Source organism: Pseudomonas sp. TE3-3-F2023 (genome assembly GCF_036784815.1).
GTDB lineage: Bacteria > Pseudomonadota > Gammaproteobacteria > Pseudomonadales > Pseudomonadaceae > Aquipseudomonas > Aquipseudomonas pudica.
Map to the genome: position 1 here is coordinate 1,458,771 of NZ_CP145113.1, position 14,928 is coordinate 1,473,698.

Here is a 14,928-nt window from a genome sequence, read left to right on the forward strand (position 1 = left end):
GCTCACGGAAAGGGCTTAGTGCTTGCGCAGGAACGCGAGCAGTTGCTGGTTGACCTGTTCGGCCGCCTCCATCTGCACCATGTGGCCGGCCTCAGGCAGCACCAGCACTTCAGCCTCCAGCCCTTCGGCATGGCTGGCCGGAATGATCGCGTCCTTGCCACCCCACACCACCAGTGCCGGGTGCTGCCCCAGCACCCCGCGCAGGTCATGGCGCTGTCGGTCGCCGTCGGCGATGGCCGATGCCAACAGGCGCAGCGCCTCGTCCACACCTTCCAGGCGCTTGAACTTGAGCATGTCCTCCAGCATCTGCCGGGTGACGAGTGCCGGGTCGGCAAACAGCTGCACCATCTGCGGTTTGAGGGCATTGCGATTGGCGGCAGCGACGAAGCCTTTCAGGTACTGCCCGTTGATTGCCTCGCCCAGCCCGGCACTGGCCACCAGGCTCAGGCTGGCAACCCGCTGCGGCGCCAGGCGCGCCACGTTCAGGCTGACCGCGCCGCCCATGGAGTGGCCGGCCAGGTGGGCCTTGGCGATGTCCAGGTGGTCGAGCAGGGCCAGCACTGTTTCGCTCAACTCGTCCAGGTCGCCCTGTTGCAGGGTCTTGGCCGACTCGCCATGGCCAGGCAGGTCGAGGGCGATCACACGTCGCTCGGCAGCCAGCGCCGGGTGGTTGAACAGCCAGTTGTTGAGATCGCCACCAAAGCCGTGCACCAAAACCAGTGGCGTGCCACCTTCGCCCAGCTCGAACCAGCGCAGCAGATGGCCCCCCACTTGCGCCTTCTGAGGGGCCGGCCCCTGAGCCTGGTCGGCGCCACCCTCGGCGACGAACTCGGCCTGGAAGCGCTGCACCACGGCATCGATTTCAGCCTCTTCGGCTTCGCCTTCCACCACTACTGCCAGCAGGGCACCGACCGGCAGGGTTTCATCAGGCCTGGCCACCTGGCGGCGCAACACACCGCTGAACGGGGCTTCGACACTGCTGCTGATCTTGTCGGTCTCGACATCCAGCACCTCGTCACCCTTGTTGATTTCGTCACCTTCCTGTTTCAGCCAGGTATCCACCCGGCCCTCGGTCATCGACAGGCCCCACTTGGGCATGGTCAGGGTATGGATCTGGCTCATGCGGCACTCCTTGCGGCTTCGATCACTTTGCGTACCGCAGCCTCGATCTTCGCCGCGTCAGGGATGTACAGGTCTTCCAAGGCATCGGAGAACGGCACAGGAGTATGCGGGGCGGTGACCATTTCTATCGGGCCCTTGAGCGCGCCGAAGGCCTTCTGTGCCACCAGCGCGCTGATGTCGGTGGCCATGGAGCAACGCGGGTTGGCTTCGTCGATAACCACCAGGCGGCCGGTCTTTTCCACGCTTTCCAGGATGCTGTCCTCGTCCAGCGGGCTGGTGGTGCGCAGGTCCAGCACCTCGCAGTCGATACCCTGGCGGGCCAGGTTGTTGGCTGCTTCCAGCGCCACATGCACCATGCGGCCATAGGTGACCAGAGTCACGTCGTCACCATCACGCAGGAAGTTGGCTTCGCCAAACGGCACGGTGTAAACCTCTTCCGGCACCTCGCCTTGCATGCTGTACAGCAGCTTGTGCTCGCAGAAGATCACCGGGTCGTTGTCGCGAATCGCCTGTATCAACAGGCCCTTGGCATCGTACGGCGAGGACGGGCAGACCACCTTCAGGCCAGGAATGTGTGTCCACAGCGAGGTGAGCATCTGCGAGTGCTGGGCCGCCGCACGCAGGCCAGCGCCGTACATGGTGCGCATCACCAACGGGGTGACCGCCTTGCCGCCGAACATGTAGCGGAACTTGGCGGCCTGGTTGAGGATCTGGTCCAGACAGCAGCCGGCGAAGTCGACGAACATCAGCTCGCACACCGGGCGCAGGCCCTGGGTGGCAGCACCAACGGCGGCGCCGACGTAGCCGATTTCCGACAGCGGAGCGTCGAGCACGCGCCCCGGGAACTGGTGATAAAGGCCCTTGGTTACGCCCAGCACGCCACCCCAGGCGTCATCCTCGCCGGGGGCACCGGCGCCGCCGGCAACGTCTTCGCCAATGATGAACACCGTGTTGTCGCGGCGCATTTCCTGGGCCAGGGCTTCGTTGATGGCCTGCTGGTAGCTGATCTTTCTTGCCATGGTGATTCTCCTGTTGTTCTTGTAATCCGCGGCTCAGGGGTAGGCGACGTAGACGTCGGTGAGCAGGTCGGCGGGCTGTGGCTTGGGATCGGACTTGGCGCGGCGCACGGCGTCTTCGATCAGGTCTTCGACGCGGGCGTCGATGGCATCCAGTTGCGCAGCCGTGAGCAGGCCGGCGCGGGTGGTCTTGTTGCGGAACTGCATCAGGCAGTCGCGGGATTCGCGCAGGTTCTTCACTTCGTCCGGGGCGCGGTAGGTTTGTGCATCGCCTTCGAAATGGCCGTAGTAGCGGCTGAGCTTGACCTCTATCAGCGATGGGCCTTGCCCGGAACGTGCTCGTTCGATGGCAGCGCCGGCGGCCTCGTATACGGCAAAGAAGTCGAAACCGTCGATGGTGACACCGGGCATGCCGAACCCGGCCGCGCGGTCGGCGATATGGTCGCAGGCAACCGACCAGGTCGAGGCGGTAGCTTCGGCGTAGCCGTTGTTCTCGGCCACGAAGATGCATGGCAGGTTCATGATCGAGGCCATGTTCATGGCCTCGAACACGGCGCCTTCGTTGGAGGCGCCATCGCCGAAGAAGGCCACCGACACATCGTCGCTGCCCTTGATCTTGGCCGCCAGCCCGGCCCCGGCCACCAGCGGTGCACCGGCACCGACGATGCCGTTGGCGCCGAGCATGCCTTTTTCCAGGTCGGCGATATGCATCGAGCCGCCCTTGCCACCGCACACGCCGGTCCTTTTGCCGTAGATCTCGGCCATCATGCCGTACACGTCCACTCCCTTGGCGATGCAGTGGCCATGACCGCGGTGGGTCGAGGCGATGCAGTCGCTGTCGCGCAGGTGGGCCATTACCCCGGCAGCGGAAGCCTCTTCGCCGGCATACAGGTGGACGAAGCCGGGGATCTCGCCGGTGGCGAACTCCACGTGCAGGCGTTCTTCGAAGGCGCGGATGGTGCGCATCACTTCATAGGCATGCAGCAATTGTTCGTTACTGAGTTGATTGGACATCTTGTTGTTCTCCAGGGTTGTCTCAACACGGGTTTGCAGGGTGCAACCGGTGGCCGCGCGGTACGGCCAGCAGGTGATGGCGGGCGGCATGCACCAGCACGGCCTCGACATCCACGCTCAACGGGCCTTGGTGATCGAGGATGATGGTGGGTGTGTCGTGTTCGGCGAATTCGATTTCGCGCTCGCCGTCCAGCGCCAGGGTGCCGCTGGCCAGGCTCAGGCGATGGGCTACGCCGGGCGTCAGCGGGCCACTGGCGGTGATGCCGCAGCCTTGCAGCAGGCCGGGTGCCAGGGGGGCGAGCAGGGCTTGTTCGGCCCTGGGGTTCAGGCGTACCCAGGCGCCGTGCGGGTCCTGGCGCGAGACCGGGCACCACAGGCCGCACAGGGCCGACAGGCCAATGGCATGGGGTTCGGCGAAACAGGCGAAGACTTCACAAAGGTCCTCGCTGCGGCTCAGTGCCCGAGCGCCGATGAAACGCTGGGGCGACACCGCCACCTCCACCAGGGCCCATTCGGCAAGCTGTTGTTCGGGCACCTTCACCAGCAGGCGCTTGTTGCGGCGCAGGCCGATGCTGGCCGGTACCCGGCCGCTGGCAAGCAGGCCACCGGCCAGGCCGGCGCTGGTGGCCTCGCGCAGTTCGGGGAAGGCATTGTTGGTGCCGGTGGACAACGTCAGCAGCGGTACGTCACCGGCCTCGGCGGCAACTGCCTTGTGGGTGCCGTCGCCGCCGAGCACGGCGATCATCGCCACACCTCGCTCGACCATGCGGCGGGTGGCCAGGCGGGTATCGGCAACGGTCTGGGTCAGCGGCAGGTCGATTATTTCGATGGCCGGCCAGTGCTGGTCACGGGCTGCCGGGCCCTGGCTGGCCTTGAGCACGGCGGCGGCAATGCCGGTCATGTCACTGGGCAGCAGCACCTGGCCGATGCCGGTGGCACCAAAGGCAGCGAGCAAGCGCTGGATCGCCGAGGCCTTGTCGGTGCTCGAATAGAGCCCGGCGTTGGCAGTCAGGCGGCGCAGGTCGCGGCCAGAGGCAGGGTTGGCAATGATCCCGACGGTCGGGGCGGGTAGCGGCATGGCGCACCTCGTATTCTTGTTTGCCATGGCAGGAGCAAGCGCGGTGCCAGCTTCTTCTGAATTGGCTGAAGTGCCCGCAATAGAGAGGTTTTCTTGCGCTTCGGCGGAGGCTGATGGTTGGGCTGGCGAGACGCCCGGTGCCAGCCTGGGGTCTACGTTGCCGAGACGCTGAGACGCTGCGTCTCAAGCCGGCCGGTAATCACGCAGTGCTTGTCGGGGCCTGCCCGGAAGCGCTTAATGGCCGGACAACGATAAAAACAGCAACGAGAACCGGAGGGCCTGAATGCTTGCCGCGAACTCCCGAGCCCATGTCGACTGCGTCAGCAGGGTGCTGAAGAATGCCGACCGCCTGCCGCAGGCGCCGGTGCCAACGCTGATCCTCGATTCATGGCGCCGCTCCATGGAGCTGTACCGCCTCGACCCCGGGTCCCAGCAGGGGCCGCGCATCCTGTCCCAAAGCCTGCTCAACGAATGCCGCGAGCGCGCCGAACTGTTCCTGCGTATCGCCAGCGATGCAGTGGCCCGCCTGCATGAGCGGGTGCGCGGTGCCGACTACTGCGTGCTGCTCACCGATGCCTTGGGGCGCACCATCGATTACCGGGTCGAGTCGGCCATCCGCAACGACTGCCGCAAGGCCGGGCTGTATCTGGGCACCTGCTGGTCGGAGGGCGAGGAGGGCACCTGCGGCGTGGCGGCAGTGTTGACCAGCAAGGCCCCGGTCACGGTGCACAAGCGCGACCACTTCCGCGCTGCGTTCATTGGCCTGACCTGTACGGCGGCTCCGGTGTTCGACCCGTTGGGCGAGTTGCTGGGCGTGGTGGATGTCTCGGCCTTGCAGTCGCCGGATGACCGCCGCAGCCAGCACCTGATCCGCCAATTGGTCGAGCAGACCGCCCGCGAGATCGAGAACGCCTTCTTCATGCACAGTGCCCAGGGCCATTGGGTGATGCGTGCCCATGGCACGCCGGGCTATGTGGAAAGCCAGCCCGACTACCTGCTGGCTTGGGATGGCGATGGCCGCCTGCAGGCGATCAACAGCCTGGCGCGCCAGCGGCTGGTGGCGCACCTGGGGCGTTTGCCCGAGCACATTGGCGAGCTGTTCGACATGGACCAGCTGCGCCGCGTGAACGCATCGTCTGCTCAACGCCTGCCGGGCCTGGGTGGGCTGTACGGCCGGGTCAGCGCACCCCGCCAGCGCCAGCGTGCGCAGCCGTTGCGCCAGGCCCAGGACGCCCGCATCGAGCAGCATCTGCGCCTGGCCACGCGGGTCAAGGACTGCAACCTGGCGGTGCTTGTGCAAGGCGAGACAGGGGCTGGCAAAGAGGTGTTCGCCCGCCAGCTGCATCAGCAAAGCCAGCGTCGCGATGGCCCGTTCGTCACCCTGAACTGCGCGGCCATTCCGGAGAGCCTGATCGAGAGCGAGCTGTTCGGTTATGTGGCCGGGGCCTTCACCGGGGCTTCCAGCAAAGGCATGCAGGGGCTGTTGCAGCAGGCCGATGGCGGCACGCTGTTCCTCGACGAAATCGGTGACATGCCGCTGAACCTGCAAACCCGGTTGCTGCGCGTGCTGGCCGAAGGTGAAGTGGCGCCGCTGGGCGCGGCGCGGCGGGAGCGGGTGGATATCCAGGTGATTTGCGCGACCCACCGCGATTTGGCAGCGATGGTGGAGGATGGGCGTTTTCGTGAGGACCTGTACTTCCGCCTGGCCAATGCCCGCTTCGAGTTGCCGCCACTGCGCGAGCGTGAGGACCGCTTGGGGTTGATTCACCAGTTGCTGGCCGAGGAGGCCGAGGCCTGCGGGGTCGAGGCGGTGTTGGCGGATGATGCGCTGCAGGCGCTGCTGGTTTACCGCTGGCCTGGGAACTTGCGCCAGCTGCGGCAGGTGCTGCGCTATGCCTGTGCGGTGAGCGAGGGCGGGCGGGTGCAGGTGCAGGACCTGCCGCAGGAAGTGCGTGGCGAGGTAGTCGCGTCGGCTGAAAGCAGCATGTCCTGTCCGGCCCGGCAGTTGCTGCTGGATGCGCTAATCCGCCATCGCTGGAAGCCGGCCGATGCGGCGCGAGCATTGGGGATATCGCGGGCGACCTTGTACCGGCGGGTTCATGAGCACCACATCGAGATGCCGCGGATGAAGGGGTAGGGCCCAGGGGGCGCGTTGCGCCCCTTTCGCGACACAAGGCCGCTCCCACAGGTACAGCGTCAACCTTGAGGCCTTGCAAAACCCTGTGGGAGCGGCCTTGTGTCGCGATGGGCCGCAAAGCGGCCCCAGGATCCCCCAGGCAATAAAAAACCCCGGAACAAGTCCGGGGTTTTCGGTACATCACACTACGCGATCACTCCTGGCTGGCCAGTTTGTGCTCGAGGTAGTGAATGTTGACGCCGCCTTTGCAGAAACCTTCATCACGCACCAGGTCGCGGTGCAGCGGGATGTTGGTCTTGATGCCGTCGACGACGATCTCGTCCAGGGCATTGCGCATGCGCGCCATGGCTTCGTCGCGGTCCTTGCCGTAGGTGATCAGCTTGCCAATCAGCGAGTCGTAGTTCGGCGGAACCGAGTAACCGCTGTACAGGTGCGAATCCACACGCACGCCGTTGCCGCCCGGGGCGTGGAAGTGCTTCACCTTGCCTGGGCTCGGGATGAACTTCTTCGGGTCTTCGGCGTTGATACGGCATTCCAGCGCATGGCCACGAATGACCACGTCTTCCTGGCGGAACGACAGCTTGTTGCCAGCGGCGATGCTCAGCATCTCCTTGACGATGTCGATACCGGTCACCATCTCCGACACCGGGTGCTCAACCTGCACGCGGGTGTTCATCTCGATGAAGTAGAAGCGGCCGTTTTCGTACAGGAACTCGAAAGTACCCGCACCACGGTAGCCGATCTCGATGCACGCATCGACGCAGCGCTTGAACACTTCCTGACGGGCTTTTTCGTCGATGCCCGGGGCTGGCGCTTCTTCCAGTACCTTCTGGTGTCGGCGCTGCAGCGAGCAGTCACGGTCACCCAGGTGGATGGCGTTGCCTTGGCCGTCGGACAGTACCTGTACTTCCACGTGGCGTGGGTTGGTCAGAAACTTCTCCAGGTAGACCATCGGGTTGCCGAAGGCTGCACCGGCTTCGGTACGGGTGAGCTTGGCCGAGGCAATCAGGTCCTCTTCCTTGTGCACCACGCGCATGCCGCGACCACCACCGCCACCGGCGGCCTTGATGATCACTGGGTAGCCGACGTCACGAGCAATCGCCAGGGCGACTTCTTCATCTTCCGGCAGCGGGCCATCGGAGCCCGGCACGGTCGGTACGCCCGACTTGATCATCGCGTCCTTGGCCGAAACCTTGTCGCCCATCAGGCGAATGGTGTCGGCTTTCGGGCCGATGAAGGCGAAACCGGATTTTTCCACCTGCTCGGCGAAATCGGCGTTTTCCGCCAGGAAGCCGTAGCCCGGGTGGATCGCGGTGGCGCCGGTCACTTCGGCGGCAGCGATGATCGCCGGGATATGCAGGTAGGAATCCTTGGACGATGCAGGGCCGATGCAGACCGACTCGTCTGCCAGGCCCAGGTGCATCAGTTCACGGTCGGCAGTGGAGTGCACTGCGACGGTCTTGATGCCCAGCTCTTTGCAGGCACGCAGGATCCGCAGGGCAATTTCCCCGCGGTTGGCGATCAGGACTTTTTCGAGCTTCCCAGACATCGTTGGCTCTCCGCGATTCAAACGACGGTGAACAGCGGCTGGTCGAACTCAACCGGCTGGCCGTCTTCTACCAGGATGGCATCGATGACACCGCCAACATCGGCTTCGATGTGGTTCATCATCTTCATGGCTTCGACGATGCACAGGGTGTCGCCTTTCTTCACGGTCTGGCCAACTTCAGCGAAGTTCGGTGAGGTCGGCGAAGGCTTGCGGTAGAAGGTACCTACCATCGGCGAGCGGATCACGGTGCCTTTCAGGGCCGGGGCAGCGGCAGCGGCTTCGGCGGCCGGAGCGGCAGCGGCGACTGGGGCAGCAACAGGGGCAGCGGCTACCGGAGCCGGTGCGAAGTACTGCTGGGCAGCTGGGGTCTTGCTGTGACGGCTGATACGGACCGACTCTTCGCCTTCCTTGATCTCCAGTTCGTCGATGCCAGACTCTTCCAGCAGCTCGATCAGTTTCTTGACTTTACGGATATCCATTAATCATCAACTCCCAAAGGTTCGGTCAGGGGGCGAAATACAAAAAAACGTATCTGAAACGTTTCTCTCGAACCCTGGCCCACCGAGGCCAGGGTTTTCATCATTTGGGCTGTGCGTTGGCAGCCAGTTGTTCCAGCGCAGACTCCAGAGCCAGGCGATAACCGCTGGCGCCCAGACCGCAAATCACCCCTACGGCAACATCGGAAAAGTAGGAGTGGTGGCGGAACGGTTCGCGTTTGTGCACGTTGGACAGGTGCACTTCGATGAATGGGATGCTCACCGCAAGCAATGCGTCACGTAATGCGACGCTTGTGTGGGTGAAAGCAGCCGGATTGATCAGGATGAAGTCCACACCCTCGTTGCGTGCGGCGTGAATGCGGTCGATCAGTTCGTATTCGGCGTTGCTCTGCAGGTACTGCAGATGGTGGCCTGCGGCGCGGGCACGTTGCTCCAGGTCCTGGTTGATCTGGGCCAGGGTCACGGCGCCGTAATGGCCAGGCTCGCGGGTACCGAGCAGGTTGAGATTGGGGCCGTGGAGCACCAGTAGCGTTGCCATCTGCGGATTCCTTGGATTTGTAGGGCAATTCGACACAGCGCGGCGAGTGTGCCGTAAAGCGACGGCAAGTGTCCAGTTCCCGGCAATAGCCAGCACGATGTCCGAGGTTCGCGCGAAGTATGTGACCGGATAATTAAATTCGGTCACTGATTTCAGGATTTTTCACAGCTCGCGGGAAGTTATAGACCGACTTTGCCGCGCACGCGTGTCAGAATTTGTGCAAATTCGCCGGCATTTATCTCGCCAATGACCCGATCAGCGGTTATTTCGCTACCGTTCGCGGCAAAGAACAACAAGGCGGGAGGGCCAAACAGCTGGTAGCGGTCCAGCAGGCTGCGTTGTTCGGCATTGCTTTCGGTGATGTCGAAACGCAGCAGCTTGAAGCCAGCCAGTTGTGCTTGCACCTGCGGGGCGGTGAGCACCTCGCGCTCGATCACCTTGCAGCTGATGCACCAGTCGGCGTACCAGTCCAGCAGTACCGGCTGGCCGGCCTCCTTGGCCTGGTCCAGTGCTGCGTCCAGTGCGGCGGGTGTAGTGATGGTCTGCCAGCTCTGCGCCTGCACCGCCGGCCCCTTGCCGGTGGCGACAAGGGTTGCCGGCGGTAGCGGGCGTAGCGGGTCGCCTTGGCCGCTGAGGGCGCCATACCAGCAGGCCAGGGCATACACCAGCAAGGCCAGGCCGAGCAGTTGGGCCAGGCGCTGGCGTGCGGTCTTGACGACAAATTCGAGAGCACCGAGGAACAGCGCCACGCCAGCGGCAAGGAAACCGACCAGCAGCAAGGTCAGCGGGCCTGGCAGCACACGGCTGAGCAAACCGATGGCCAAGCCCAGCAGCAGAACGCCGATGGCGTTCTTCACCGTGTTCAGCCAAGGGCCGCTTTTCGGTAGCCAGGTCGCGCCACCGGTGGCCACCAGCAGCAATGGTGCGCCCATGCCCAGGCCAAGGGCGAACAGCTTGAGTGCACCGCCCAGGGCATCGCCGCTGGCGCTGATGTACAGCAACGCACCGGCCAGCGGCGCCGACACACAGGGCGAAACCAGCAGGCTGGAGAGTACGCCCAGTATTGCCGCGCCCAGCAGCGAGCCGCCCCGGGTGTGGTTGGCGACATTGTTCAGGCGGTTGCTCAGGGCTTGCGGCAGTTTCAGTTCGAACAGGCCGAACATGGCCAGGGCGAACACCACGAAAAACAGCGCGAAGGGCACCAGCACCCAGGCCGACTGCAGGCGCGCCTGCAGGTTCAGGCCGGCGCCGAACAGCCCCATCAGGGCACCGAGTACAGCGAAGCTGGCTGCCATCGGCAGCACGTAGGCCAGCGACAGCGCCAGCCCGCGCAGGCCGCCGGCCTGGCCACGCAGCACCACGCCGGAAAGGATCGGCAGCATCGGCAGCACGCAGGGGGTGAACGTCAGGCCTACTCCGGCGAGGAAGAACAGCGCCAGCGACTTCCAGGTCCAGGCGTGTTCAGCGCTGGCCGGGGTGCTTGCGCCGCCTTCGCCATCGATGCTCAGGCGTGCGGTTTCCGGCGGGTAGCACAGGCCTTTGTCGGCGCAGCCCTGGTAGCCCACCAACAGGGTGAAGGCACGCGGGTCGTTGCGCGGCAGCTCGATATCGAGCACGCCGTGGTACACCTCGACATCACCGAAGAACTCATCGTGCTTGGCCTCGCCCTTGGGGATGCTTGGTGTGCCCAGGGCAATGTCGGCCGGTTCGGTGCGGAACTGGAAGCGGTGGCGGTAGAGGTAGTAGCCGTCGGTAGCGACGAAGCGCAGCTTGATCGTTTGCGCATCGGCCTGGACCAGGCTGAGCTTGAAGGCCTCGTGTACCGGCAGGAAGTCGGCATTATTGGTCAGCGAAGCTGCGCCGAGGGTGGCGCTGGGGCGGTTGTCGAGCAGGCCTGTGGCGAAGGCAGGGCTGGCCAGCAGCAGGAACAGCAGGAAAAACAGGCGGCGCATGGCGGACTCGCGAGGTGGAACGTGCTGGGCATGATAGCGGAGTTGGTGCAGGTTGGGGCCATGCTGGTGGCGGGGGCGACACATGGCCGCTGGCTGATGTGCTGCCTGTGCCGGCCTCTTCGCGGGTAAACCCGCTCCCACCTCGACCGCATAGACCTCAAGCCATAGGTTATCCCTGTGGGAGCGGTTTTACCCGCGAAGAGGCCAGTACAGGCCAACCTAGACTCTGAAGGCCCGCACCGCCCGGTTCAGTTCACCACCCAGGCTCAGCAACTGCTCGCCTTGCTCGCGCCCCTCGCCAATGCGCTGCAGGTTATCCCCACCCAGCTCATGGATCCGCTCGCTGTGGTCGCGAATCTCACTCACGGCACCACTCTGTTGCGCCGTGACATCGGCAATCCGCACCGCTGTATCCGAAATGGTGCGAATGGCACAGACAATCTCGTCCAGCGCCCCATCCGCCGCCTGGGCCTGGTTGGCCGTGGCCTCGGCATGCTCAAGCTGCGCACGCATCCCGGTCACCGAACTTCTGGCTGCCTGCTGCAAGCGGTCGATCAGTACCTGAATCTCGCCAGTCGCCCCGGTAGTGCGTTGTGCCAGCGAACGCACCTCATCGGCCACCACGGCAAAACCACGGCCCATCTCACCGGCGCGGGCCGCTTCGATCGCGGCATTGAGCGCCAGCAGGTTGGTCTGTTCGGCAATAGAGCGGATCACCGTCAGCACGCCGCCGATGGTGGCCGACTCCTCCGCCAGTTGTTCGATCATGCGAGCGTTGCCCTGCACCTCGTCGACCAACTCACGCAGGCCCGTCAGGCTCTGGCCGATCACCGCCTGACCCTGCTCCACTGCACGCCCGGCATCGCGACTGGCGTCGGCTGCGGCGCTGGCGTCGCCGGCCACTTGCTGGATGGTCGCTTCCAGTTCACCCAGGGCATCGCGGATCTGCCCGGTGTCGCCGGCCTGGCGTTCGGCGCCGTCATGCAGGGCGGCGCTCATGCCGGCCAGGGCGTGGCTGCTACCTGCCACCTGCTCGGCGTTGTGCCGGATGGTGCCGACCAGTTCCACCAGATACTGGCGCAGGCGGTTGAGCGATTCCTGGATGTCGCGCAGTTCACGGTTGGTCCTGCCCAGGGCGATGGCCTCGGCGAAGTCACCCTCGGCCCAGCGCGACAGGGCCGGGGCCAGGCCGGTCAAGGTGCGCGCCAAGCGGCGTTGCAAAGTGTCGATGAGCAAGGCGATAAGCAGGATCAGGCCGATCATCAGGCCCTGGATGATGCGCACTTCGGCGGCAATTTTCGCATGCTGGCCGCGTACCTCGGGTTCCAGCGCCGCAATGGCCTGCTGCACGGCCTCCAGGCGCTGGCCGGTGCTGGCAGCCAGGGCGACGCGGCGCTCGATCTGTTCGCGGGTGCGCTGCAGTTCGGCCGGGTAACGGCCGAGCAGGCTCTGCAGTTCTCGCTTGAGGCCGACGGCAATGTCTTCCTGCTGGGCGCTGGCCTGGGTTTCCAGGCCCATCATCGCGGCGAAGTCGTCGGCACCGGATTCGGCGCTACGGGTTACGCCCAGCAAGGGCAAGGCGTCGATCGCCTGGGCCTGGGCACGGATCAGTTGCAGCTCGCGCTCCACTTCGTCGGCCAGCTCCGGGCGGCCGCTGCTGACCAGCTTGTCCCGGGCCAGCGACAGGCGACCGAGGTGCACGGTGGCGTCGAGCAGTGGCACCAGGTAGCGGTTGGCGTCGGCGCTGCCGCTGTCGCGGGCGTAGCCGGCCAGTTGTTCGAAGTTGGCGCCCAGTTCCCGCTCGGCCTGCAGCAGCAGGGCTTGCGGGTCGCCGGCCAGCTTGCCGGCGGCCAGCAGCTCCTCGGCGGTAAAGGCCTGCAGGCTGTCCAGGCTGGGGCGCAGTTTGTCGGCCAGTTCGCTGGGCCACTCGGCCAGCGCGGCCTGCAGTTGCTGGTTGGCCTCCATCGCCGCGGCGTGGCGCAGGGCATCGCCGCTGCCCAGGTACGCCTGGATGTTGCGGGCCGCCTGGTTCTGAAACTGCTGTGACAGGCCCAGGTAACGCTCCATCAACTGGTAGGGGCGCTCAAGGGCCCGCTGCGACCACCAAAGGGTGGCGCCCAGGGCGATACACACGGTTACCAGCAACAAGGTGTTGAAATTGGTCAGCCACTTCAGGCGCATAGCCGCGAGCTTCCTGCGGGGAGGAGGGGAGGTCGGTGGCTGAAGTTATTGCGATCTTGTGACGGGGTGATGACGGCAGGGGGTTGGCGCCATAAAAAAAGTGGCACAGTGCCTGTATCTGTATTGTCTGTACTGGCCTCTTCGCGGGCTCGCCCGCTCCCACAGGATATCTACCAGACCTGAATGCAGCGTAATCCCTGTGGGAGCGGGCAAGCCCGCGAAGAGGCCGGTAAAGGCGATGAAGAACTCAGGGCTCCACACGCACCACGCAATTACGCCCGGCATGCTTGGCCCGGTACAGCGCCTCGTCCGCCGCACTGGCCATGGTCAGCGCATCCAGCCCCTCATCCATTTGCACCACCCCTGCACTGAAGGTGCACTGCAAGTCCCGCGGCTGCGCCGGGTAGAGAATCTCGGCAAAGCGCCGGCGGATTTCGTCCAGCACCTTGTGCGCTGCGTCCAGCGCGGTATTGGGCATTACAATGGCGAACTCTTCACCACCGTAACGGCCAATGAAATCGGTCTTGCGCAAGCGCTGCTTGAGAAACAGCGCCAGGCTCTTGATCACCCGGTCGCCCATGGGGTGGCCGTGGCGGTCGTTGATCTTCTTGAAGTGGTCGATGTCGAGCATGGCAAAGCTCAACGGCTGCTGCTCGCGACGGGCGCGGAAGCTGCAGTCTTCCAGCAGTTGCAGGATGTGGGTGTGGTTGTACAACCCCGTCAGGCTGTCGCGCACCATGCGCGCCTTCAGGTGCCGGGCGCGTGCGGCGCGGTTGCGTACGGTGGTGATCAGGTGGCGTGAGCGAAACGGTTTGGTCAGGAAGTCATCACCGCCTTCGCTCATGGCATCCAGCTGTTTGTCCAGGTCGTCCTCGGCAGACAGGTAGATGATCGGCACGCTCACATAACGGTCGCTGTGGCGGATCACCTTGGCCAGCTCAGGGCCGGTGCAGGCTGGCATGTACAGGTCGAGGATGATCAGGTCGGGCTGGAAGTCGGCCAGCTCGGCCATGGTGCGGATCGGGTCGGTCAGGCTGCGGGTAATCATGCCGGCGCTGGCCAGCACGCGCTCGGTATACAAGGCCTGGGTGCGCGAGTCGTCGATGATCAGCACGCGCAACGGGTCATGCTGGGTGGCATTGGTCAGCAGTTCGATCTTTTCCAGCAGGCTGGAGGCTTCCAGGGTGCCAGTGAGGAAGTCCTGACCACCCGCGCGCACTGCGGCCAGGCGGGTCGGGGTGTCGGTTTCGTGGTGGCTGAAGAACAGCAGCGGTATATGCCGGGCCAGCCCCTGCTGCACCTGGGCAGCCAGCAGCAGGCCTTGGCCGACACCGTTGAAATCGACATCCATGATGATGGCCGAGGGCGGGTATTCGCCGATCGAGGCCTGAAACGCCGCGGCAGTGGCCAGCGCCTGAACCACCAGGCCAAAGAATTCCAGTTGCTGGGCCAGCCGCTGCGCACGCTCGTGGTCCTGCAGCAGGATGTACACCGGCTTTCGCAGGGGCGGCAGCAGCACCTGATCGAGCGGGTCGTCCTTGCGCAGGCCGCTACGCGTCAGCTGTTGGGCGGGGCACAGCGGGCTCGGCTCGGCTGCTTGGCTCATGTCCTGGCTACTTGTAGGTTGGGGTGTGCAGGGGCAATGATGGCTCTATGCTAGCAGTTCTTTTCAGGTGCGTGAGTGCCCTGCATCAACAAAGCTGCCGGAACGAATATTCAGTTGCTGACCGATTGGTCGCTTATGCGTAAGGCGGTGTCTGCTTTATAGTGCTGCCACGCGGGCTTGCCGTGGCACCCTGGCGCAGGCCTGTGGTCAAAGCCCCTGAACCGTCGTGACTGATTAA

General features: G+C 64.7%; 11 protein-coding genes. 1 reads left to right on the plus strand and 10 read right to left on the minus strand.

Annotated elements, in window-relative coordinates; genetic code table 11:
• Positions 1-15 precede the first annotated feature (15 nt).
• The 4 genes from V3314_RS06620 to V3314_RS06635 are packed head-to-tail and all read right to left on the minus strand — an operon-like array spanning position 16 to position 4,230.
• Positions 16-1,122 (minus strand): acetoin dehydrogenase dihydrolipoyllysine-residue acetyltransferase subunit, encoded by a 1,107-nt coding sequence (locus tag V3314_RS06620; protein WP_338460043.1) that lies wholly within the window; start codon positions 1,120-1,122, stop codon positions 16-18.
• On the minus strand, positions 1,119-2,141 hold the full coding sequence (locus V3314_RS06625) for an alpha-ketoacid dehydrogenase subunit beta (RefSeq protein WP_013970705.1): 1,023 nt from the start codon (positions 2,139-2,141) through the stop codon (positions 1,119-1,121). Before V3314_RS06625 ends, V3314_RS06620 begins: the two co-directional genes overlap by 4 nt.
• Before the next feature lie 33 nt (positions 2,142-2,174).
• The gene (locus V3314_RS06630) at positions 2,175-3,152 is read right to left on the minus strand and encodes a thiamine pyrophosphate-dependent dehydrogenase E1 component subunit alpha (protein WP_046616001.1); all 978 of its coding nucleotides are present in this window, start codon (positions 3,150-3,152) and stop codon (positions 2,175-2,177) included.
• Between the two features lie 22 nt (positions 3,153-3,174).
• Positions 3,175-4,230, minus strand: coding sequence for an NAD(+)/NADH kinase (locus tag V3314_RS06635; protein ID WP_338460044.1), 1,056 nt, complete (start codon positions 4,228-4,230; stop codon positions 3,175-3,177).
• A 283-nt stretch (positions 4,231-4,513) separates the two neighbouring features.
• Here V3314_RS06635 and V3314_RS06640 point away from each other — a divergent pair, with 283 nt between their 5' ends.
• On the plus strand, positions 4,514-6,367 hold the full coding sequence (locus V3314_RS06640; protein WP_196188174.1) for a sigma-54-dependent Fis family transcriptional regulator: 1,854 nt from the start codon (positions 4,514-4,516) through the stop codon (positions 6,365-6,367).
• Positions 6,368-6,560: 193 nt separating this feature from the next.
• Here V3314_RS06640 and accC read toward each other — a convergent pair whose 3' ends face one another.
• From accC to V3314_RS06670, 6 genes are all read right to left on the minus strand, one after another.
• Positions 6,561-7,916, minus strand: a complete 1,356-nt coding sequence (gene accC / locus V3314_RS06645; RefSeq protein WP_046615992.1) for an acetyl-CoA carboxylase biotin carboxylase subunit — start codon at positions 7,914-7,916, stop codon at positions 6,561-6,563.
• Between the two features lie 17 nt (positions 7,917-7,933).
• The gene (gene accB, locus V3314_RS06650; RefSeq protein WP_015268813.1) at positions 7,934-8,395 is read right to left on the minus strand and encodes an acetyl-CoA carboxylase biotin carboxyl carrier protein; all 462 of its coding nucleotides are present in this window, start codon (positions 8,393-8,395) and stop codon (positions 7,934-7,936) included.
• 100 nt (positions 8,396-8,495) lie between these two features.
• Complete coding sequence (gene aroQ / locus V3314_RS06655) at positions 8,496-8,951, minus strand: type II 3-dehydroquinate dehydratase (RefSeq protein ID WP_003255330.1); 456 nt, start codon at positions 8,949-8,951, stop codon at positions 8,496-8,498.
• A 179-nt stretch (positions 8,952-9,130) separates the two neighbouring features.
• Complete coding sequence (locus V3314_RS06660; RefSeq protein WP_338460045.1) at positions 9,131-10,903, minus strand: protein-disulfide reductase DsbD; 1,773 nt, start codon at positions 10,901-10,903, stop codon at positions 9,131-9,133.
• Between the two features lie 219 nt (positions 10,904-11,122).
• On the minus strand, positions 11,123-13,084 hold the full coding sequence (locus V3314_RS06665; RefSeq protein WP_338460046.1) for a methyl-accepting chemotaxis protein: 1,962 nt from the start codon (positions 13,082-13,084) through the stop codon (positions 11,123-11,125).
• Positions 13,085-13,331: 247 nt separating this feature from the next.
• Entirely contained in the window at positions 13,332-14,690 is a 1,359-nt protein-coding gene (locus tag V3314_RS06670) for a diguanylate cyclase (protein WP_046615995.1), read from the minus strand.
• Positions 14,691-14,928: the final 238 nt, after the last annotated feature.

Coding starts and splice junctions, on each gene's coding strand:
- V3314_RS06620 (WP_338460043.1), bottom strand. CDS start 1,122: ATGAGCCAGATCCATACCCTGACCATGCCCAAGTGGGGCCTGTCGATG.
- V3314_RS06625 (WP_013970705.1), bottom strand. CDS start 2,141: ATGGCAAGAAAGATCAGCTACCAGCAGGCCATCAACGAAGCCCTGGCC.
- V3314_RS06630 (WP_046616001.1), bottom strand. CDS start 3,152: ATGTCCAATCAACTCAGTAACGAACAATTGCTGCATGCCTATGAAGTG.
- V3314_RS06635 (WP_338460044.1), bottom strand. CDS start 4,230: ATGCCGCTACCCGCCCCGACCGTCGGGATCATTGCCAACCCTGCCTCT.
- V3314_RS06640 (WP_196188174.1), top strand. CDS start 4,514: ATGCTTGCCGCGAACTCCCGAGCCCATGTCGACTGCGTCAGCAGGGTG.
- accC (WP_046615992.1), bottom strand. CDS start 7,916: ATGTCTGGGAAGCTCGAAAAAGTCCTGATCGCCAACCGCGGGGAAATT.
- accB (WP_015268813.1), bottom strand. CDS start 8,395: ATGGATATCCGTAAAGTCAAGAAACTGATCGAGCTGCTGGAAGAGTCT.
- aroQ (WP_003255330.1), bottom strand. CDS start 8,951: ATGGCAACGCTACTGGTGCTCCACGGCCCCAATCTCAACCTGCTCGGT.
- V3314_RS06660 (WP_338460045.1), bottom strand. CDS start 10,903: ATGCGCCGCCTGTTTTTCCTGCTGTTCCTGCTGCTGGCCAGCCCTGCC.
- V3314_RS06665 (WP_338460046.1), bottom strand. CDS start 13,084: ATGCGCCTGAAGTGGCTGACCAATTTCAACACCTTGTTGCTGGTAACC.
- V3314_RS06670 (WP_046615995.1), bottom strand. CDS start 14,690: ATGAGCCAAGCAGCCGAGCCGAGCCCGCTGTGCCCCGCCCAACAGCTG.